The 18,930-nt window shown below is 48.3% G+C and carries 17 protein-coding genes and 1 riboswitch; of the genes, 12 read left to right on the forward strand and 5 right to left on the reverse strand.

The window, feature by feature from the left end:
- Positions 1-49: 49 nt before the first annotated feature.
- Complete coding sequence (ruvB, locus tag ACHKAR_RS14100) at positions 50-1,075, reverse strand: Holliday junction branch migration DNA helicase RuvB (RefSeq protein ID WP_159582324.1); 1,026 nt, start codon at positions 1,073-1,075, stop codon at positions 50-52.
- A gap of 84 nt (positions 1,076-1,159) precedes the next feature.
- Here ruvB and ACHKAR_RS14105 point away from each other — a divergent pair, with 84 nt between their 5' ends.
- From ACHKAR_RS14105 to ACHKAR_RS14120, 4 genes are all read left to right on the forward strand, one after another.
- Positions 1,160-2,188 carry an FAD:protein FMN transferase gene (locus tag ACHKAR_RS14105; RefSeq protein ID WP_395417970.1) on the forward strand — a complete coding sequence of 343 codons (1,029 nt, stop codon included), beginning with the start codon at positions 1,160-1,162 and terminating at the stop codon, positions 2,186-2,188.
- 134 nt (positions 2,189-2,322) lie between these two features.
- Positions 2,323-3,036, forward strand: coding sequence for a ZIP family metal transporter (locus ACHKAR_RS14110; RefSeq protein ID WP_255465319.1), 714 nt, complete (start codon positions 2,323-2,325; stop codon positions 3,034-3,036).
- A gap of 81 nt (positions 3,037-3,117) precedes the next feature.
- Positions 3,118-3,375 carry a DUF4212 domain-containing protein gene (locus ACHKAR_RS14115; protein ID WP_395417972.1) on the forward strand — a complete coding sequence of 86 codons (258 nt, stop codon included), beginning with the start codon at positions 3,118-3,120 and terminating at the stop codon, positions 3,373-3,375.
- Between the two features lie 7 nt (positions 3,376-3,382).
- Positions 3,383-5,068 carry a sodium:solute symporter family protein gene (locus ACHKAR_RS14120; protein WP_395417974.1) on the forward strand — a complete coding sequence of 562 codons (1,686 nt, stop codon included), beginning with the start codon at positions 3,383-3,385 and terminating at the stop codon, positions 5,066-5,068.
- 6 nt (positions 5,069-5,074) lie between these two features.
- On the opposite strand, the gene ACHKAR_RS14125 is transcribed toward ACHKAR_RS14120, so the two are convergent.
- A complete protein-coding gene (locus ACHKAR_RS14125) occupies positions 5,075-7,408 on the reverse strand; it encodes a hybrid sensor histidine kinase/response regulator (RefSeq protein ID WP_395417976.1) in 2,334 nt (777 codons plus the stop codon).
- Positions 7,408-7,803: a hypothetical protein gene (locus tag ACHKAR_RS14130; protein WP_159582330.1), complete on the reverse strand. Its 396-nt coding sequence runs from the start codon at positions 7,801-7,803 to the stop codon at positions 7,408-7,410. Before ACHKAR_RS14130 ends, ACHKAR_RS14125 begins: the two co-directional genes overlap by 1 nt.
- A gap of 262 nt (positions 7,804-8,065) precedes the next feature.
- On the opposite strand from ACHKAR_RS14130, the gene acs reads away from it, so the two are divergent.
- The 6 genes from acs to ACHKAR_RS14160 all read left to right on the forward strand — a co-directional run bounded on the left by acs (position 8,066) and on the right by ACHKAR_RS14160 (position 13,889).
- Positions 8,066-10,015, forward strand: a complete 1,950-nt coding sequence (gene acs, locus ACHKAR_RS14135) for an acetate--CoA ligase (protein WP_395417977.1) — start codon at positions 8,066-8,068, stop codon at positions 10,013-10,015.
- 54 nt (positions 10,016-10,069) lie between these two features.
- A riboswitch (TPP riboswitch) is annotated at positions 10,070-10,165 on the forward strand.
- Between the two features lie 87 nt (positions 10,166-10,252).
- Positions 10,253-10,960, forward strand: a complete 708-nt coding sequence (locus tag ACHKAR_RS14140) for a class I SAM-dependent methyltransferase (protein WP_159582332.1) — start codon at positions 10,253-10,255, stop codon at positions 10,958-10,960.
- Positions 10,957-12,018 (forward strand): AIR synthase-related protein, encoded by a 1,062-nt coding sequence (locus ACHKAR_RS14145; RefSeq protein WP_395417978.1) that lies wholly within the window; start codon positions 10,957-10,959, stop codon positions 12,016-12,018. Before ACHKAR_RS14140 ends, ACHKAR_RS14145 begins: the two co-directional genes overlap by 4 nt.
- Positions 12,015-12,623 carry a thiamine phosphate synthase gene (locus ACHKAR_RS14150; RefSeq protein WP_395417979.1) on the forward strand — a complete coding sequence of 203 codons (609 nt, stop codon included), beginning with the start codon at positions 12,015-12,017 and terminating at the stop codon, positions 12,621-12,623. Before ACHKAR_RS14145 ends, ACHKAR_RS14150 begins: the two co-directional genes overlap by 4 nt.
- Positions 12,620-12,889, forward strand: coding sequence for a Trm112 family protein (locus ACHKAR_RS14155; protein ID WP_395417981.1), 270 nt, complete (start codon positions 12,620-12,622; stop codon positions 12,887-12,889). Before ACHKAR_RS14150 ends, ACHKAR_RS14155 begins: the two co-directional genes overlap by 4 nt.
- 22 nt (positions 12,890-12,911) lie before the next feature.
- The gene (locus ACHKAR_RS14160; protein WP_395417982.1) at positions 12,912-13,889 is read left to right on the forward strand and encodes an aldo/keto reductase; all 978 of its coding nucleotides are present in this window, start codon (positions 12,912-12,914) and stop codon (positions 13,887-13,889) included.
- Between the two features lie 49 nt (positions 13,890-13,938).
- Here the strand turns inward: ACHKAR_RS14160 and aceA are convergent, their stop codons facing one another.
- The gene (aceA, locus tag ACHKAR_RS14165; protein ID WP_395417984.1) at positions 13,939-15,210 is read right to left on the reverse strand and encodes an isocitrate lyase; all 1,272 of its coding nucleotides are present in this window, start codon (positions 15,208-15,210) and stop codon (positions 13,939-13,941) included.
- A 7-nt stretch (positions 15,211-15,217) separates the two neighbouring features.
- A complete protein-coding gene (aceB, locus tag ACHKAR_RS14170; protein WP_395417986.1) occupies positions 15,218-16,831 on the reverse strand; it encodes a malate synthase A in 1,614 nt (537 codons plus the stop codon).
- 106 nt (positions 16,832-16,937) lie between these two features.
- On the opposite strand from aceB, the gene ACHKAR_RS14175 reads away from it, so the two are divergent.
- Positions 16,938-18,428 carry a helix-turn-helix domain-containing protein gene (locus tag ACHKAR_RS14175; RefSeq protein ID WP_395417988.1) on the forward strand — a complete coding sequence of 497 codons (1,491 nt, stop codon included), beginning with the start codon at positions 16,938-16,940 and terminating at the stop codon, positions 18,426-18,428.
- A gap of 72 nt (positions 18,429-18,500) precedes the next feature.
- The gene (locus ACHKAR_RS14180; RefSeq protein WP_395417989.1) at positions 18,501-18,914 is read left to right on the forward strand and encodes a hypothetical protein; all 414 of its coding nucleotides are present in this window, start codon (positions 18,501-18,503) and stop codon (positions 18,912-18,914) included.
- Positions 18,915-18,930 lie beyond the last annotated feature (16 nt).

An 18,930-nucleotide genomic window follows, 5' to 3' on the forward strand; every position in this document is an offset into this window, starting at 1 on the left:
CAGCACCAATGTGATACATATGATGCCGTGAAGTCGATTTTGGGTCTTCTTAGAAAAGCCTTCCCATCTCTTGCGGAGGGATGTGACCAAGGTGCTGATAGGCGCGTTCTGTGGCTTGTCTACCTCTGGAAGTTCTTTTGATGTAGCCTTCCATGATCAGGAAAGGTTCATAGACTTCTTCTATGGTTTCAGCCTCTTCACCACAAGCTGTGGCAATGGTAGAAAGCCCCACAGGCCCACCTTTGAATTTTTCGATGATCGTAGCCAAAATCCTGTTGTCCATTTCATCAAGTCCATGGTCATCCACATCCAGTGCTTTGAGGGCCATTTTAGCAATGTCCAGTGTGATGGCACCATCTCCCTTGATCTGCGCAAAGTCACGGGTTCGGCGGAGGAGGTTATTGCTGATACGAGGGGTTCCTCTGCTTCTGCGGGCTATTTCGTAGGCGGCTTCCTGATCGATGGGCGTCTCCAGAATATCTGCTGATCGACCCACTATGGAGGTGAGCAATTTGGCATCATAATATTCCAGTCGGGAGTTTATGCCAAAGCGTGCACGCAGTGGCGAAGTGAGCAAGCCCGAACGGGTAGTAGCTCCGATCAGCGTAAATGGCTCCAGGCTGATTTGTACCGATCGGGCATTGGGTCCACTGTCCAGCAGGATATCGATGCGGTAATCCTCCATGGCAGAGTAGAGGTATTCTTCCACTACCGGATTGAGTCTGTGGATTTCATCTATGAATAGTACATCGTGAGCTTCCAGGTTTGTAAGCAAACCAGCCAGCTCGCTGGCCTTGTCCAGTACCGGGCCGGAAGTCACTTTGATGCCAGCGCCCAGTTCATTGGCGATGATGTGCGAGAGGGTAGTCTTCCCCAGTCCGGGAGGGCCATGTAGCAGCACATGGTCGAGCGGCTCAGAGCGGAGCTTTGCAGCCTTCACGAAAATCTTCAGGTTTTCAACCACTTTATCCTGTCCGGCAAAATCATCAAACGAAAGAGGGCGCAGGGCTTTTTCAAACTCTTTTTCTCCAGAATCCATCTGCTCATCATCACCTCTCAGGTAGTCTTCTCTCATGCTTTGTTTTCGATCTTGGACAAAGATAATGTTAATGAAGGTTAGTAATAGTGTATGCCTTAATATTGCGTAAAATATCCAAATATGAGTCGAAAACTAGTGTTTAGGGTCATCCTGGCGGTGGTTGTGGTAGTGGCGATTTATCGGGTTTTTATGGGTCAGCCCAAATTTCAGCTGACACATATTACGGGTCAGACCATGGGCACAATCATCTACAATGTGAAATACCTGGGTGACGATGTACCCGGTTACAAGACCGAAATTGACTCCATTCTTCAGGCTTTCAATCAGTCGCTGTCCACCTACATTCCGGATTCGGAAATATCTCTGCTCAATAGAACGGACAGTATACTTTACCCCACGAAAATGTTTACTGAGGTGCTGGAGTCCAGCCGGCTGGTTTTTGAGCGTACCAATGGGGCGTTTGATCCTACCGTGGGTCCTTTGGTCAATGCCTGGGGTTTCGGTCCGGATAAGTCAGTCACAGTGCCCGATAGCAGTGTGATTGATTCTTTGAGATCTATGGTAGGGTTTGAGCGAATCATCACCCAGGGGAGTCAGGTAAGAATGGATCCTGGCATGTATCTGGACTTTAGTGCCATTGCCAAGGGCTATGCTGTAGACCTGGTGGCAGAGTTTCTGGAGGGAAGGGGATTCGAACATTACATGGTGGAGATAGGTGGGGAGGTGCGCACCAGAGGGCAGAATCAGGATAACGAGACCTGGAAAATTGGGATAGAAGATCCGATGGTAGCCAGGGACCAGCAACGTCTGTTAGCAATAGTGCAGCTAGATGACTTATCCATGGCTACTTCCGGGAATTACCGTAATTATTATCAGGTGGGAGATCGGATCATCGCACATACCATAGATCCCAGAACAGGCTATAACACCAGTCATAATTTACTTAGTGCCTCTGTATTTGCTGAGGACTGTATGACGGCAGATGCCTACGCCACGGCGTTCATGGTGTTGGGTGTAGAGGGAGCAAAAGAGATTTTATCCACCACAGAGTTGGAGGCATTTTTGATTTATCAGGATGATGAGGGTAAATTGAAAAGTTTTGTGTCTTCGGGGCTGCAATCCCGAATAGAACGCAACAACATTCAATGATTGTAATAAAAATTAATAAAAGTTCAGCTCCAGGTGAATTTTCTTGAAAGGAATTGCATTATCCGTTCTATGAAGTTGCAGCGCCCGCGCAGGGAAATGCTTCACCGCTATAATATCGCCGATCGATGGTTTTAATGATTCTTATTTTGTTCTTATCCGCCGTACTGGGGGGTGTTTCTTCTAAATTTTTTGGTCATCACACCCAAAGTATCCGGTACCCGCTCATCTTCGCAGGGTCTTTTCTCTTCTCCGTCACCATTATACACATTCTTCCTGAAGTCTTCTCATTGTCAGAAGACCCACTGGAGGTTGGTTTATACATCCTCTTTGGTTTTTTCTTTCAGCAGCTGCTGGAATATTTTACTTCTGGTATTGAGCACGGACATACGCATGCTCATGATGAGATCACCGGAACGTCCAAGTTTGGTCTGTTGATCGCTTTGGTGATTCACTCCTTTCTGGAGGGAGCACTGCTTACCCACGATTCTCCATTTCATGAGCGGCATGAGTCGTATTCTCTACTCGTGGGAATTGTCCTTCACAAGATGCCAGCGGCATTTGCTCTGGTGACTACTCTTCGGACAAGTAAGGGATTCGATGGGCGACTGTGGGGTATACTCCTCATCTTTAGCATCTCCTCACCGGTTGGATTTCTCATGAGCGACCAGGTGCTCAATCTTTCTCCAGAGGTGCTTCTTCTGCTTTTTGCCTTTGTGTCTGGTAGTTTCCTGCATATTTCCACTACCATTTTTGTGGAAAGCAGCCCCAATCATCACTTTGGGCTCAAAAAGTTTCTGATAAGTCTGTTTGGGGCGTTTACGGCCATTGCGACAGAATATTTTCTATGAAAAAATCATTTTGAGTTAGGATTAATTCTTTTCAGGAAGGTAAAATCATATATCTTTCAAGGTTAAGTAACTAATCCAACCATGAGTGAAAATACAATGAAGCGGTACTGGCGCAGAAACGTCAGGTATTTGCTAATTCTCCTGACTATTTGGTTTGCAGTCTCGTTTGGCGCCGGCATCCTGCTGGTGGACCTACTCAACGAAATTCAGTTTGCAGGCTTCAAGTTGGGCTTTTGGTTTGCCCAGCAAGGATCCATCTATGCGTTTGTGATTCTGATCTTTGTGTATGTCCGCTTGATGAACAAGCTGGACAAGGAATTTGATGTAGACGAAAAGTAGGATCTTCATGGATGTACAAAGCTGGACTTTCCTCATCGTAGGATTCACTTTCGCACTTTATATAGGGATTGCCATATGGGCCCGGGCAGCTTCTACTAATGATTTTTATGTGGCTGGAGGTGGCGTTTCTCCCCTGGCCAATGGTATGGCTACGGCAGCAGACTGGATGTCTGCGGCTTCATTTATCAGCATGGCCGGACTCATTTCTTTTATGGGCTATGATGGCTCGGTATACCTTATGGGCTGGACAGGTGGGTATGTCTTATTGGCGCTGCTTCTGGCTCCGTACCTTAGGAAATTCGGAAAGTTTACAGTACCTGATTTCATAGGAGATCGGTATTATTCTAATGTGGCCCGTACGGTGGCGGTGATTTGCGCCATCATCGTGTCGTTCACCTATGTGGCAGGTCAGATGCGCGGTGTGGGCGTGGTGTTTTCACGCTTTCTGGAGGTGCCGGTGAATGTAGGTGTATATATAGGCATGGGCATTGTCTTCTTTTATGCGGTCCTTGGCGGAATGAAAGGGGTGACTTATACGCAGGTGGCTCAGTTCTGTGTTCTGATTTTTGCGTTTATGGTGCCGGCTATTTTCATCAGTTTTCAGCTCACAGGAAATTATATTCCGCAGTTGGGCTTTGGGAGCCAGGTAGCGGATGGTACTTATCTGCTGGATAAGCTGGACAACCTTCACAAGGAGCTGGGTTTTGCAGAGTACACCGGCGGTACCAAGTCCATGATAGATGTTTTTGCCATCACATTTGCCCTGATGGTAGGTACGGCAGGTCTGCCCCATGTGATCGTCAGGTTCTTTACGGTTCCGAAGGTGAGGGATGCGCGTCTTTCAGCCGGATGGGCGCTGATTTTCATTGCCATTCTATATACCACTGCTCCTGCCATAGCGGCTTTCGCTCGGACCAACCTCATTGAGACGGTTTCCAATCAGGAATATGAGCAGGTACCTCAGTGGTTTTCTAATTGGGAGTCTACTGGTCTTATCGCTTTTGAGGATAAAAATGGAGACGGGAAGATTCAATACGTGGCTGGAGAGAAGAATGAACTTACGATAGATCGTGACATCATGGTGCTGGCCAATCCTGAAATAGCCAATTTGCCCAACTGGGTGATCGCTCTGGTGGCAGCGGGAGGACTGGCCGCAGCTCTGTCTACGGCCGCAGGTTTACTGCTGGTGATTTCAGCCAGTATTTCACATGACCTGATCAAAAAGCAATTAAAACCTAACCTTTCTGATAAGGAGGAATTGATTTGGGCACGGGTAGGGGCACTGGGTGCCGTATTGGTGGCTGGATATTTCGGCATTAACCCGCCCGGGTTTGTAGCGGCGGTGGTGGCACTGGCTTTCGGGCTGGCAGCAGCGTCGTTCTTCCCTGCGATTATTTTGGGCATTTTCGATAAGCGAATGAATAAGGAGGGTGCTATCGCTGGTATGGTAGTCGGCATCTTACTGATGCTGTTTTACATGATCAAGTTCAAATTTGATGGATTTGGAGGAGGCACTCAGGCAGACTGGTGGTTTGGAATCTCTCCGGAAGGTTTTGGCACCATGGCCATGCTGGTCAACTTTGCCGTTTCATTCGGGATTTCCAGGTTTTACCCTGCGCCCCCAGCCGATGTGCAGGAGATGGTGGAGCAAATCAGGTACCCAAGAGGGGCCGGAGGAGCCACTCATCATTAGTATGGGTTATAGGTTCGAGGCGATGGTGAAGTAGAGCTTTTCAGAGTCGAAAGGCTTGGACATAAAGTCATTCATACCCGATTGCAAGGCTTTTTCTTTCACCTCGGGAAATACGTCCGCTGTTAGCGCTATGATGGGGATTCGTTTCATGTGAGAATCCTTGTGGTTTCGGATGGCTCTGGAAGCCTCAAACCCATCCATTTCCGGCATTTGCAAATCCATCAGAATCACATCATATTGGTTAACTGCCAGTAAGTCCAGGGCGATCAATCCATTATCAGCAATGTCTACTTCACAGTTCCACTTCACCAGGAATCTTTTGGCGACGATCTGGTTGATCTGGTTGTCTTCAGCCAGAAGAACCCTGACACCAGAGAGGTCTCTTTTTTGGTCATCCGGTGTGGGATGCTGCGCAATTCTCTGGGTCGATTTGGGAAACGAGAGCTTGAAAAAGAAGCTGGACCCCTTTCCGGGGGAGCTGTCTACTTGAAGGTCACTTCCCTGAAGTTGTAGGAGTTTTTGACAAATGGACAATCCAAGTCCTGTTCCCGTCCGCAGATGAGTCTTTCCATAGTTGTCAATCTGCGTAAAGCGGTGGAAAATGCGTTCCTGATCGGCCTGCGCAATACCTGTTCCCGTGTCAATAACCTTGAACTGCACATTGACTGAGTCATTGGACGTCCCCAGACACTCCACACTTAGTTCTACTGAGCCCTCATCCGTAAATTTAATGGCATTGCTAATGAGGTTATTCAGGATCTGGCCAATGCGCACGGGGTCTCCTATGAGCCCGGGTATGGGTTGATGGAGGTTCAGAGTCAGGTTGATTCCTTTCTCGTCTGCCATTTGCATAAACGTGGAGATGGTTCGGTTGCACAGTTCCTGGATGGAGAAGTCACGCTGATCAAATTCCACATGGCCTTCTTCCAGTTTGGAAAGATCAAGGATGTCATTCAATATCACCAACAAGCCCTTGGCAGAGTGTTTCATCATTTTCAGAGATTCCCGCTGATCTTCCCTTGGATTCTCTGACAGTAAGTACTCAATGGTACCATACAGGCCGTTCATAGGGGTGCGTATCTCATGACTCATGGTTGAGAGGAATTCTGCCTTGGTTTGAGAAGCCTTTTGCGCTTTGTCCCGGGCATCCATGAGTTGCTTTTCGTAGCGCTTTCGGTCTGAGATGTCTCTGATAAAAGACGTGAAAATAACCTCATCACCAATCTGATTGGCACCAATGGATAGCTCCAGGTCAATGAGCTTCCCCTCTTTTGAAAGCCCCACCAACTCAAATCTTCGGTTGATGGTGGGCATTTTTTGTCCTTTAAGAAAGAAATCCAACCCTCTGTCCAGGATCTCTTTTCGGTCTGGCGGTACAATGTGCTCCGAGAATTTCTTGCCAATGATCTCCTCACTTGACCATCCAAAAATGGTCTCAGCCTGATTGTTCCAAAAGGTAATCCTCCCGGAAGCATCCAGCAGAACCACTGCGTCCATGGCATTTTCCACTACAGTGTAGAGCCTTTCAGCACTCTGAGCCAGCTCCCGCTGAATCTTCTCCCGCTCGGCGATTTGTATCTGAAGTTTCTGGTTGGTTTCTTCCAGCTTTTCGGTTTTTTCCAGCAGTACACCGTGAATTTGCTCCCGGCTCAGCTGGCTCAGCTGCTGCTCATTCAGGAGGGGCTCGGGAAGAATGCCAATTAGGAGTGAAAAGCCATCAAGAAACTGATAATTGTCTGCCAATAGCTGATAAGCCTCCTGGAGCCACTCTGATATTTTGGCCTGGCCCATGGAGAGGCAGAGGTACTCATAAAGCCTGGACACTTCGTACTTTACCGTACTCCTGAATTCACTTCTGTTGAGCTGGTTAAATTTCAACTGCTCCGCAGCTTTATCCACCTGATACTTGTAGTTTTTGAGGAGCTCGTTTTTGGAGTTGCCCACCATATCGGTGTATTTGGACCATACCAGATCCACAATCAGATAAGCCAGGTCACGCTCCTGATTATTGACTGAACTAAAGATGATTCTGAAAAACAACGTGTCCACCAAATTGGGAAACCGGCCCCGCATCTCTCTTCTCAGCTGAGTTTGATATTTGGATGGATTTTTTTGTTTGTAAATAAAGGAATGTTCGAAAAGGAGATAGAGTCCTGCGGATCTGTTAAGCTGACTGTCAAAGCTTTCCTTGGCCAGGCTTTTGATCCTATTGTCCAGGTTTTCGTTCCAAATCCCTTGCGCTTCAAAGGATTTAATGTATTCGATAAAACGGTTGTGCTCTTCACGCAAGAGGTTCCCATGGGGTCGGGAACTCAATCTTTTGTAAAGGGACTTAAACATCAGGATTTACTTACCTTCCAAATCTGATAAAACCCCCACCCGGAAAGTCCCCATGTGAGAATAAGTGCAATAAACCAGGCGATAAGACCACCACTTTCACCCAGCAGGGTGTTAAATAAGTTAAACCCAAAGTGATAGTCGATCTGCATGTGAAGGTGACCCACGGCCATCACCAGAAATCCCCAGGCCAGGTAGGTCATTCCTGTCCCAAATTTTCCTCCCTTGAGGTTTTTTGCATTGAGGAAACTAAAAACAACAGCCATGATCAGGAATGGGAGTTCCAGAAGTCCAAGTGTGATATTGAAACTACTAGAGGACATTCCATCCATACTGTAAGCGGGTACATTTACGGCGAATAACGCCAGAGTGGCAATTAGGAGCTTGTTGGTCTTCATGTCTGGATTTGGTCAGTTTCATAAATATAGTCATTGGATGGATAATACGCATGACCATATTGCACGATTGTTTTCGGCCTGTCCTTGATACGACTATGAATGAAGTAACCTCTCACCAAGGATGAATAGCGACGAATGGAATATTCTTTTGGCCGTTAAGTAAATGCCGGTAAAATATTTGGCCTTTGCTTTGGGGTGGACCTGATGGAGCATTGTCAAATTGGGAATTTCACATAGGAATTGTAAGTGATATCCATGATATTTGAAGGCCTATCTAACGTTAAATTATCAAAAACATAAAAATTCAAAACACATGAGTCACAAGATTCAAACCCTGAGCGGTTATATCCATGAATATCAGAAAAGCGTTCTCCAGCCCGAAGAGTTTTGGGGGAGAGTGGCAGAGTCTTTTCATTGGAAGAAGCCATGGTCAAAGGTATTGAAGTGGGATTTTGATGGGCCAGATGTCAACTGGTTTGTAGATGGGAAAATGAACATCACAGAAAATATCCTCGATCGTCATTTGTTCATCATGGGGGATAGGCCGGCCATCATCTGGGAACCCAATGAGCCGGGAGATGAGGTCGTCACCCTTACCTATAGGGAGCTCTATCATCAGGTTTGCCAGTTTGCCAATGCTCTCAAGGCACAGGGAGTGCAAAAGGGTGATCGGGTGATTATCTATATGCCCATGGTGCCTGAGGCTGCTGTGGCTATGCTCGCGTGTGCCCGGATCGGGGCGGTACACTCAGTAGTGTTTGCCGGATTTTCCTCCACAGCTGTAGCAGATCGAATCAACGACTGTGAGGCTAAAATGGTGCTGACCTCAGATGGAAACTACAGAGGAGCCAAGAGCATAGGAGTAAAAAGTGTGGTGGATGAGGCCCTGGAAAAGTCTACCTCAGTGGAGAAAGTGATTGTATTCAAAAGAACAGGTACCGAGGTGACCATGAAGGAGGGACGGGATATTTGGTGGGATGATGCCATCAAGGGCCAGCCCCTGGATTGCCCGGCAGAGGAAATGGACGCAGAGGATATGCTCTTTATCCTTTATACCTCCGGATCCACAGGTAAGCCCAAAGGGGTGGTGCACACCTGTGGTGGCTACATGGTCTATACCTATTACTCTTTTGTGAATGTGTTTCAGTATAATGTGGGTGATGTATACTGGTGTACAGCAGATGTCGGGTGGATCACCGGGCATTCTTACATCGTATATGGCCCGTTGTTGGCTGGTGCTACCACACTCATGTTCGAAGGAGTACCTACCTATCCGCATGTTGGTCGTTTTTGGGAGGTCATCGATAAGCACAAGGTCAACCAGTTTTATACAGCGCCTACGGCCATTCGTGCGCTGCAGGCCTACGGGTTGGAGCCGCTGGAGCCGTACAAGATGGACACTCTGAAGGTGATAGGATCCGTAGGGGAGCCTATCAATGAGGAGGCCTGGCACTGGTACCACGATCATGTGGGTAAAGGAAACTGCCCCTTGGTAGACACCTGGTGGCAAACGGAAACCGGAGGTATCATGATAGCGCCCATCGCTGGTGTGACCCCCAACAAACCCGCGCATGCCTCATTGCCACTGCCTGGGGTGCAGCCAATCATTGTTGATACCGAGGGAAAGGAGCTTCATGGAAACAATGTGGAGGGAAACCTATGTATCAAGTTTCCATGGCCCGGTATGATCAGAACAACCTATGGGGATCATGATCGATGCAAACAGACCTATTTTTCCACTTACAAGGGACTTTACTTTACAGGAGATGGAGCCAAGAGGGACCATGATGGCTATTTGAGAATCCTGGGTCGTGTGGATGATGTGATCAATGTGTCCGGTCACAGAATGGGTACTGCCGAAGTAGAAAATGCCATCAATGAGCATCCTAAGGTGATCGAGTCCGCTGTGGTGGGCTACCCTCATGATGTGAAAGGTCAGGGGATTTATGCCTACGTGATCTGTGACATGGAAGGCCGCTCAGAAGAGAGTTTGAAAAATGAAATCAGGGAAACCGTGAGCAAGATTATCGGGCCAATTGCCAAGCCTGATAAGGTGCAGATAGTTCCCGGACTGCCTAAAACCCGCTCTGGTAAAATCATGCGCAGGATTCTCAGAAAGGTAGCTTCAGGAGAAGCAGATCAGTTAGGTGACACTTCCACCCTGCTCAATCCTGAGGTGGTAGAGGCCATTGTCAAAGGAGCAAGTAAATAAATTGATGGAAAGGAGCCGGATTCCTTTTTGGTTCTGGTTTTAGCATATAGATTTGAAGTAACCACGGGGTGCCGTTATTCGGCTGAGATGATACCCGTTGAACCTGATCTGGGTAATGCCAGCGTAGGAATATCGGTTGACTCGTAGTAAGATTATAAAGTCATTAGTATAAACCGTATTGTCCACGCATGCCTGGACGGTACGGTTTTTTTTATTCCATTTTTTAAAAATGATGAGATGGCTTTTGATGAGTTAGTAAAACAGAACCTGACCAATTGGCAGGGCAGAAAAGAGTGGTTTTTCAACCGCGAACACACCGATACCTATGAGCTCTGGTACGAGGGGCGGTATAAGCGTGCTGAGATTTTTCAGAAAAAAATTATTGCGGATCGGCTTCAAAAGGACCCCAGGGTGAAGACACTTCTCGAGTTTGGATGTGGGACCACACGATTCACCAGGTGGTGGCACGAGATTGGGATAGAGGCTACCGGTGGTGATTTGAGTCCCTTCATGCTGGCTCAGGGCAGACAGCTCTTCGGAGGTGACCTGGTGCTGGCAGACTCTCATCACATGCCCTTTCGTGACAACACCTTCGATGCGGTGGCCTTCATTACCACTTTTGAATACTATAAAGACCCGGTGAAGGTGATTAGGGAGGCAGCACGTGTAGGCAAGCACGGGATAGTATTCGGGATGATGAACCGAAATACGCCCAAATATGTGCGCCGCAGGATGCAGCAGATGGTTGGTAAGAATCCTTTTTATGTAACAGCCAATTTTTACACTCCAAAATCATTGCTCAAAGTGATTGATATAGCACTCCAAGGGGAAGATTATACGGTAGAATGGCAGTGTACAGGATTGCCCAAGTGGTTTCCCGTACAGGAATGGCATGTGCCAGTAGGTGATTTTTTTGGTGTTTATGTCAAAAGGAATCAACCATGATTTCAGGATTTCCGGATACGGGCAAAATCCAGGAGGATTTTCTCAAAAGTCACGTTTTCCCATCCACCGGGGCTGTGAGACAGGAGGTGGTAAGCGGCCCTCAATATGGTGTGGATGTAAGTGTCATAGCGCTTCATGGGGGGCAGTCACTCGTCACGGCTACTGACCCTGCCACTTTAATTCCAACGCTCGGGTTGCAGGAATCGGCATGGTTGACGGTTCATTTGGTGGCATCAGATCTGGCCACAGCAGGGTGTTTGCCTCAGTACGCTCAGTTTTGTCTCAACTTACCGGAAACCCTCACAGCGGCTGAGTTTCACTCCTATTGGAACCACATCAGTACTTATTGTGATCAGCTGGGAGTGGCCATTACTGGAGGGCATACGGGAAGGATCACTGGACAAAATATCACCATTTCAGGAGGAGTGACCATGATGAGTACTATGCCCTCGGAAGAGGTTTTGTTGAGTCGGATGGCTCGTCCTGGCGATAGCCTCATTCTGGTGAAAGAGCCAGCCATTATCAGTACCGCCATCCTGGCCCTTAGCTTTCCCGAAACAGTACTGAATAAATGTGGCAAGGAGGTATTAGAGGCTGGTCAGGCACTCTTCTATGCATCATCAGCGGTAGATGCCGCCATGTCAGCTATCTCTGTCGGGATTCACTCGGAGGGTGTGCGGGCGATTCATGACATCACAGAAGGAGGTGTGATGGGAGCCATATGGGAAATGATGACGGCTGCAGGGTGTGGAGTGCAGGTGGATGTAGCAGCCATTCCCCGGGGGTACGCTCAGGACAGTATTTGTGGGGCCTTTGGTATTGATCCCCTTTGTAGTGTAGGTGCAGGTGCGTTGCTTCTGGCGGTAGCTCCGGGGCGGGTGTCCGGGATTATTAATCAGTTGCATCAGGACGGCCACCAGGCGGTTAAAATTGGGGTAGTTACGGAGGAAAAGGCCGGCAGATGGCTGGCTGGAGAAGTACTCAGTCCATTGACTCCCCCGGGTGTTGATCCTTATTGGGCGGCTTTTTTAGACGCTCTAAATCGCGGATGGAAATGAAGCCGAAGCTAAAGGGAGTTTATTTAGTGCTGGATCCTGCTGAGGGGTTTGACGCCCTGGAAAACAGATTACTCCATATTCTGAGTGGAGGCATAGGTGCCATCCAGGTGTGGGATCACTGGCATCCGGATCAGGATCGTCACGAGTTTCTATACAGGTTGCAAGCGGTGTGTGGTCAGGTACCTATTCTGATCAATAACAATCTGGAGCTGGCCTCCCTACCGGGCATTCAGGGTGTCCATTTCGACAGGGAGGAGGATTTACCGAGCCCGGAATGCACTTTCAAAAAGATAATTGGTCTTACAGTGGGTGCACATGCCGACTGGGTGACCCTCAGAAAAAAAGGGGTAGACTATATCAGTTTTTGTGCGATGTATCCCTCCTCATCGGTGGATACCTGTGCGCTGGTATCCCCAGATGTCGTGCGGGAGGCCTGTCAGCATTTTGATGGTTCGGTATTCGCATCCGGAGGGATCAACCTTGAAAACGCCGGAGAAATAGCATCGATTGGAGTGTCAGGAGTTGCCCTGATATCCGCATTGTGGAAAGCAGAAAATCCGCTTGACACGACCTTAAAGTTTAATCAAATCATATCAAAACCATGAAGAAAGCATTTTTCAAGAAATTGTGTTGCCCTTTTGATAAGAGCGATCTGGAAATAAAAGTCATCAAGGAAGGCAGTCAGGAGATACTCGAAGGGCTCATGACCTGCACCTCCTGTGGCAGGTATTATCCCATTGTACATGGTATCCCGATCATGTCGCCTGATGAATACCGTGAGCCGGCCCTGGAAACTCCGATACTGGAGAGATGGGGACTGGAAAAGGGAGAAGTCACCAATTTCCGGCTCACCGAGAAGGTAGAATCGTAGTGTTTTTTTTAGCTTCGAACATATGGAGTACAGAATGTTCGGAGAATCAGGGTGCAGTGTATCATGTACAGGGCTAGGCCTCGCGGCGCTGGGCAGGCCCGGCTATATCAACCTGGGTCACCATGAAGACCTTGGAAATGAGTATGATCCATCTAAAATGGAAGCTCAAACACATGCGATGCTTTCCCTGGCCAGAGCCCAGGGGATTAATTATTTTGATGCTGCTCAATCTTATGGAAAGGCGGAAACTTTCCTGAGCACATGGCTTATGGCCCACCCTCGGGAAGAGGTGGTGGTCGGTTCAAAATGGGGATACTACTACACCGCGGACTGGTCTGTGCAGGCAGATAAGCATGAAGTGAAGGAGCATACACTGGAGCGTTTGAATCTGCAATGGCCGGAGAGCGAGCAGCGTTTGGGCACCGCGCTGAAAATTTATCAGATTCACTCAGCCACCCTGGAGAGTGGTGTGTTGGAGAAAAGGGCGGTACTGCAGCGCCTGGAGGAAATTCGTGAGATGGGTTATTTGATCGGACTTTCTCTGAGCGGCGTTCAGCAAAGTGTGGTGTTGGAGAAAGCCCTTGCGGTGAAAGTTGGAGAAAAGCCACTTTTTGGCTCAGTGCAGGCCACCTATAATTGTTTGGAGCAGTCTGCTGGCGAGACCTTGCAAAAGGCCTTTGATCGGGGATTGGGAGTGATCATCAAAGAGGGACTGGCCAATGGCCGGTTGACAAGCAGGAATACCGGGGCTTATTTAAAGACCCTCACAGATATGGCCCAGAGCTATCAGGTTACCGAGGATGCCGTTGCATTGGCTTACGTCCTGAGCAAGCCATTTGTGTCAGTGGTGCTGAGTGGTGCGGCTGTTCCGGCACATCTCATTTCCAATGTTAGGGGTTCTGAAATCAAACTCTCCCAGCAAGACATCAGGGTATTGGATGGCCTGAAGGTGAAGCCAGATCATTATTGGGCTGAGCGAGCCAGCCTGGCGTGGAACTAGAAAAACCGACCCAGAGGGCCGGTTTTTACAAACTCAGGAACACATTATTTTAAAATTGCTCCACTTCAGTGCTTCCCTCCATGGCTACGGTGGAAGCCCTTCCTTGCTGTACGGTATTCTGAATGGCGTCAAAATAACCCGTACCCACAAAGGCTTGATGTTTCACGGCTTTGAAACCTGAATCCAGCAGCGCAAACTCCCGCTCCTGAAGCTCGGAATACCCGGCCATACCACGCTCCTTGTAAGCTTTGGAGAGCTCAAACATGGAAGTGTTGAGTGCGTGGAATCCTGCCAGCGTGATAAACTGAAACTTGTATCCCATTTCCGCAAGATTTTCCCTGAAGGTAAACATCTCGGATTTAGTCAGGTGTGCTGCCCAGTTGAACGATGGTGAGCAATTGTAAGCCAGCATCTGATCAGGAAACTCCGCTTTGATGGCTTGCGCAAATTCTCTGGCCAGACCCAAATCCGGGTTGGATGTTTCCATCCATAGGAGGTCTGAGTAGGGCGCGTAAGCCAGTCCTCTGGCAATTCCGGCTTCTACTCCATTGGTCACCTCAAAGAAACCCTCATTGGTGCGACCTCCTGTCAGGAACCGGTGGTCACGCTTGTCAATGTCAGAAGTAATAAGCGTGGCGGCATCTGCATCCGTCCTGGCAATCAACAGCGTTGGTGTGTTCATCACATCTGCGGCCAGGCGAGCTGCTACCAGCTTGTCAATGGCCTCCTGCGTGGGTACGAGTACCTTTCCGCCCAGATGGCCACACTTCTTGGCTGAGCTCAGTTGATCTTCGAAGTGGACACCCGCAGCTCCGGCTTCTATCATGGCTTTCATCAGCTCAAAGGCGTTCAGGTTTCCTCCGAATCCGGCTTCTGCGTCCGCAACGATGGGCGCGAGCCAGTCAATGCTGCTGTCACCAGTCAGGTTTTCGATCTGATCTCTTCGGAGTAGGGCATTGTTGATGCGCTTAACGACACTGGGAACAGAGTCAGCCGGGTAGAGTGACTGATCGGGGTACATGGCTCCGGCGAGGTTAGCGTCCGCAGCCACCTGCCATCCACTGAGGTAGATGGCTTCCAGGCCAGCGGCAATTTCCTGTACCGCTTGGTTGCCGGTGAGGGCGCCCAGCCCGGCCACAAAGGGTTTGTCATTCAGCTTTTTCCATAGTTTTTCGGCCGTAATTCTGGCGATGGAATGCTCTATTGGGACAGATCCCTGTAAGTTGACCACTTCTTCCGCGGTATATGGGCGATGGATGTTTTTCCACCTGGGGTTCTCGTCCCAGTCTTTTTGGATTTTTTGGATTCTTTCGGTTTTCATGATCATCTTAGTTTAAATAGGTATAGGCGTTAATAGTTAAAAATTCTTCAAGGGTGTTATTCTTCACGAGGCGGTCGAAGATCTCTATGGCTTCTTCAAATCGGCCGGAGTGATAAGTCTCTTCTCCCAGCATTGCTTTTATCTTCACCAATTCCTCTCGCTTGAGTTTTTCATACAGATCCACAGTGATGGCTACTCCACTCACGGTATAGCAGTGGCGGTGAATCCACTGCCAGAGCTGGGAGCGTGAAATCTCCGCAGTGGCGGCATCCTCCATCAGGTGGTACAGCGCTGCTGCACCGACTCCCCTGAGCCAGCTTTCCACGTAGAGAATTCCCACGTTGATGTTGGTGCGTATTCCCTCCTCGGTGATGGTACCGGTGGGGGTTTGCACCAGATCCTTAGCAGTCACATCCACATCGCGGCGCAGGTTGTGAAACTGATTGGGCCAGGGCATGTGCCGGTCAAAGACCTCTTTAGCCACCGACACCAGTCCCGGATGGGCCACCCAGGTGCCATCATGTCCGTTCATGACTTCCCTGAGTTTGTCCAGGCGTACTTTTTCCAGGGCGGCAGTATTGGCTTCCGGATCGTCTTTGATCGGAATCTGTGCGGCCATTCCGCCCATGGCATGGGCCCCGCGCTTGTGGCAGGTCTGGATCACCAGGTCAGAATAGGCTTTCATAAAAGGCACCGTCATATTGACCTGATCTCTGTTCGGCAAAATTTTATGGCGATTGTTTCTGAATTTTTTGATGTAGGAAAAAATGTAATCCCAACGACCGCAATTCAATCCGGCAGAATGATGCTGCAATTCGTGCAGGATTTCATGAAGTTCAAAGGCTGCAGGGAGCGTTTCTATCAATACAGTGGCTTTGATGGTGCCCTGGGGAATGCCGAGATAGTTTTGTGCGAACACAAATACTTCATTCCAAAGGCGTGCTTCCAGATGGCTCTCCAGCTTAGGCAGATAGAAATATGGACCAGATCCCCTTTTGATCAGTTCTCGTACATTATGAAAAAAGTAGAGTCCAAAGTCTACCAGCGCTCCGCTAGCGGGTTGCTCATCTATCTGGAGGTGCTTTTCCTCAAGGTGCCAGCCTCTGGGGCGCACGAATAAGGTGGCCGTTTCTTTGTTGAGCTGGTAAGTTTTCCCGTTGGGGTTTACGAATTCAATCTCTCTGCGAATGGCGTCCCGGAGATTGATCTGACCTTCCATGTTGGTGGACCAATAGGGCGCATTGCTATCCTCAAAGTCTGCCATGAATACCTTGGCACCAGAGTTCAGGGCATTGATGACCATTTTACGATCTACCGGGCCGGTGATCTCCACACGTCGGTCCCAGATGTCTTCAGGGATGGGTGCCACTGTCCAGTCTGACTCTCTGATATCCTGGGTTTCAGGTAGGAAATTGGGCATGACCCCTGCATCAAAAGCTTCCTGACGAATGACCCTATCTCTAAGGAGCTTCTTGCGTCGCTCATTGAAACGCACGTGGAGTGCCTGTAAGAACTCGAGTGCCTCAGGAGTGAGGATCTCCATGTAAGGGGCCGGTGTGGCTCCTTTTATCTGGATTCCCAGGGGTGTTTGGGTTTCCGGGATGTGTGCTTCTGTGATCATAATAAGATGATTATCTGATTAAACATGATCAAATATAGCGAAATATATTAAATAGCGAAATTTCGCTAATACTTTTATTTCGCTTTTTTTGAATTATTTTTGGCGAATGCCCAAAGAGATATTTGAATTCAAGCTCATTTTCGGTCTCAAACTCAAGGAAATCCGAAATGAAAAAGGGATATCCTATCAGGAACTGCGTGAGAAGACCGGCCTGTCACTGTCTTACCTGAGTGAGATTGAAAATGGAAAGAAATACCCCAAAGGAGATAAAATCATGATTCTGGCTAAAGCCCTCGGCGTAAGCTATGATGAGTTGGTATCGCTGAAGGTGCCGAGGAAACTCGAACCCATTGTGAACCTGATTCAATCCGATTTTTTTAAAGCCTTCCCTCTGGAGCAGTTTGGCCTGAATCCTCAGAAGCTGGTTGAAATCATTTCTTATGATCCCGAGAAGATCAATGCTTTCGTCAATACTGTGCTCCAGGTGTCTCGCAATTTTGAGCTGAAGCAGGAAAGTTTCTATTATGCAGCCCTCCGATCCTATCAGGAGCTGCATCAGAATTACTTTGCCGATTTGGAAGAGGCCGTAGAGGAGCTTCATCTGGAATTTCCGGAGCTCAAGGATATTCCTTTCAATGAAAAGCTGCTAACGGGTATTTTACTGGAAATAGGTGTTCGCATGGGGATGGATGAACTCCAGAAATACCCTTCCTTGCGCAACGTGCGCTCTCTGTATGATGAAAAACAACGCCTGCTACATATCAACCGGGGGCTCAACTCCGGTCAGATGAATTTTCTTCTGGGTCGTGAAATTGCCTTTCAGTGGACTAAGGTAAAGAACAGGCCAATGAGCACACCACCTTATGGTGACCATACGTTTGAGGAGATTCTTAACAATTACAGGGCTTCCTATTTTTCAGCGGCACTCATGATGCCACAGGAGGAGGTCGTAAGGGACATCAGGGCGGTGGGCGATATGAAAGTATGGGATCCGAAGGTGCTGCTGGGTTTTTTGGATAAGTACGATGTGACCCCCGAGATGATTATGCAGCGCCTCACCAATATCCTTCCTGCGGTGTTTGGTTACGAGAATTTGTTCTTCCTGCGATTTGTGGGGAAAGGATCGGATTATTTTACTTTGACCAAAGAGCTGCACCTCACGCGCCTTCATAACCCGCATGGCAATGAGCTGAACGAACATTATTGTCGACGATGGATTTCATTGGATGTTATTCGGGATCTATATAAAGCACGAGAATCTGATCCGGACATCAAATACCTGGCGGGTATTCAACGATCATTTTACCATGGCACCACCAATGAATACCTGTGCCTGTCCATCGCATTCCCCAATGTGTCTAACCCTGAGGAGGCTGTAAGTGTGACCATTGGTTTTCTGGTGGATGGCGCCCTCGAGCGAAGAATTAAGTTTTTGAGGGACCCCAACATCGTGAGGCGTGAAGTCAATACAACTTGTGAGCGCTGTCCCATCATGGACTGTAAGGAGCGTGCGGTGGAGCCTTATGTACATGCTGCCAAAACGGAAGAGCACTTGATTCAGGAGGACATTTCAACGCTACTGGGGATAGAGAAATAACTTTGAGGCAGGCGATATAATTCAGTTGAAATAGCATTTATCTTTGTGTTAGTTACTGACATACAAAGCTTTATGAGGCCTACAGTTTGGATTATTTTGCTGTTTTTCCTGGGTTCTTGTGATTTGAGAAAGTGTGCCTCTCGTCCTCCGGATGTTTTGGTGCAGTTGGATTTTAGCCAGGAGGATTCATCATACCTTGAGTTTTTGAGTTGGGAGCTGACCGCAAGTGACGGAGCGGATTTTCCTTATGAGATCAGGAATTTTTCTGACAGTATGGTCTCGCTTTTTCAGGTGACATTGATTCTGGTAACTGAGAGCAATGAATATTATCTGGATTATGGGAATGAGGATGTGGATACGCTCAGGGTATTGGTACATGAGGAAACGGCCGGGTGTGACCATACTGTCATTGATCTGGTGGAGATGAATGGCGAGCAGCTGACGATGAATACTGATTCCTCTTACTTCTATCAAAAGAAGCCTTGATTGCTGGCCATGGGAC

Origin of the sequence: Marinoscillum luteum (genome assembly GCF_044005705.1) — a bacterium.
Classification (GTDB): Bacteria; Bacteroidota; Bacteroidia; order Cytophagales; family Cyclobacteriaceae; genus Marinoscillum; species Marinoscillum luteum.

Excerpts from the sequence above, each read along its gene's own strand:
- ruvB (WP_159582324.1), bottom strand. The coding sequence starts at position 1,075 with ATGAGAGAAGACTACCTGAGAGGTGATGATGAGCAGATGGATTCTGGA.
- ACHKAR_RS14105 (WP_395417970.1), top strand. The coding sequence starts at position 1,160 with ATGAGTCGAAAACTAGTGTTTAGGGTCATCCTGGCGGTGGTTGTGGTA.
- ACHKAR_RS14110 (WP_255465319.1), top strand. The coding sequence starts at position 2,323 with ATGATTCTTATTTTGTTCTTATCCGCCGTACTGGGGGGTGTTTCTTCT.
- ACHKAR_RS14115 (WP_395417972.1), top strand. The coding sequence starts at position 3,118 with ATGAGTGAAAATACAATGAAGCGGTACTGGCGCAGAAACGTCAGGTAT.
- ACHKAR_RS14120 (WP_395417974.1), top strand. The coding sequence starts at position 3,383 with ATGGATGTACAAAGCTGGACTTTCCTCATCGTAGGATTCACTTTCGCA.
- ACHKAR_RS14125 (WP_395417976.1), bottom strand. The coding sequence starts at position 7,408 with ATGTTTAAGTCCCTTTACAAAAGATTGAGTTCCCGACCCCATGGGAAC.
- ACHKAR_RS14130 (WP_159582330.1), bottom strand. The coding sequence starts at position 7,803 with ATGAAGACCAACAAGCTCCTAATTGCCACTCTGGCGTTATTCGCCGTA.
- ACHKAR_RS14140 (WP_159582332.1), top strand. The coding sequence starts at position 10,253 with ATGGCTTTTGATGAGTTAGTAAAACAGAACCTGACCAATTGGCAGGGC.
- ACHKAR_RS14145 (WP_395417978.1), top strand. The coding sequence starts at position 10,957 with ATGATTTCAGGATTTCCGGATACGGGCAAAATCCAGGAGGATTTTCTC.
- ACHKAR_RS14150 (WP_395417979.1), top strand. The coding sequence starts at position 12,015 with ATGAAGCCGAAGCTAAAGGGAGTTTATTTAGTGCTGGATCCTGCTGAG.
- ACHKAR_RS14155 (WP_395417981.1), top strand. The coding sequence starts at position 12,620 with ATGAAGAAAGCATTTTTCAAGAAATTGTGTTGCCCTTTTGATAAGAGC.
- ACHKAR_RS14160 (WP_395417982.1), top strand. The coding sequence starts at position 12,912 with ATGGAGTACAGAATGTTCGGAGAATCAGGGTGCAGTGTATCATGTACA.
- aceA (WP_395417984.1), bottom strand. The coding sequence starts at position 15,210 with ATGAAAACCGAAAGAATCCAAAAAATCCAAAAAGACTGGGACGAGAAC.
- aceB (WP_395417986.1), bottom strand. The coding sequence starts at position 16,831 with ATGATCACAGAAGCACACATCCCGGAAACCCAAACACCCCTGGGAATC.
- ACHKAR_RS14175 (WP_395417988.1), top strand. The coding sequence starts at position 16,938 with ATGCCCAAAGAGATATTTGAATTCAAGCTCATTTTCGGTCTCAAACTC.
- ACHKAR_RS14180 (WP_395417989.1), top strand. The coding sequence starts at position 18,501 with ATGAGGCCTACAGTTTGGATTATTTTGCTGTTTTTCCTGGGTTCTTGT.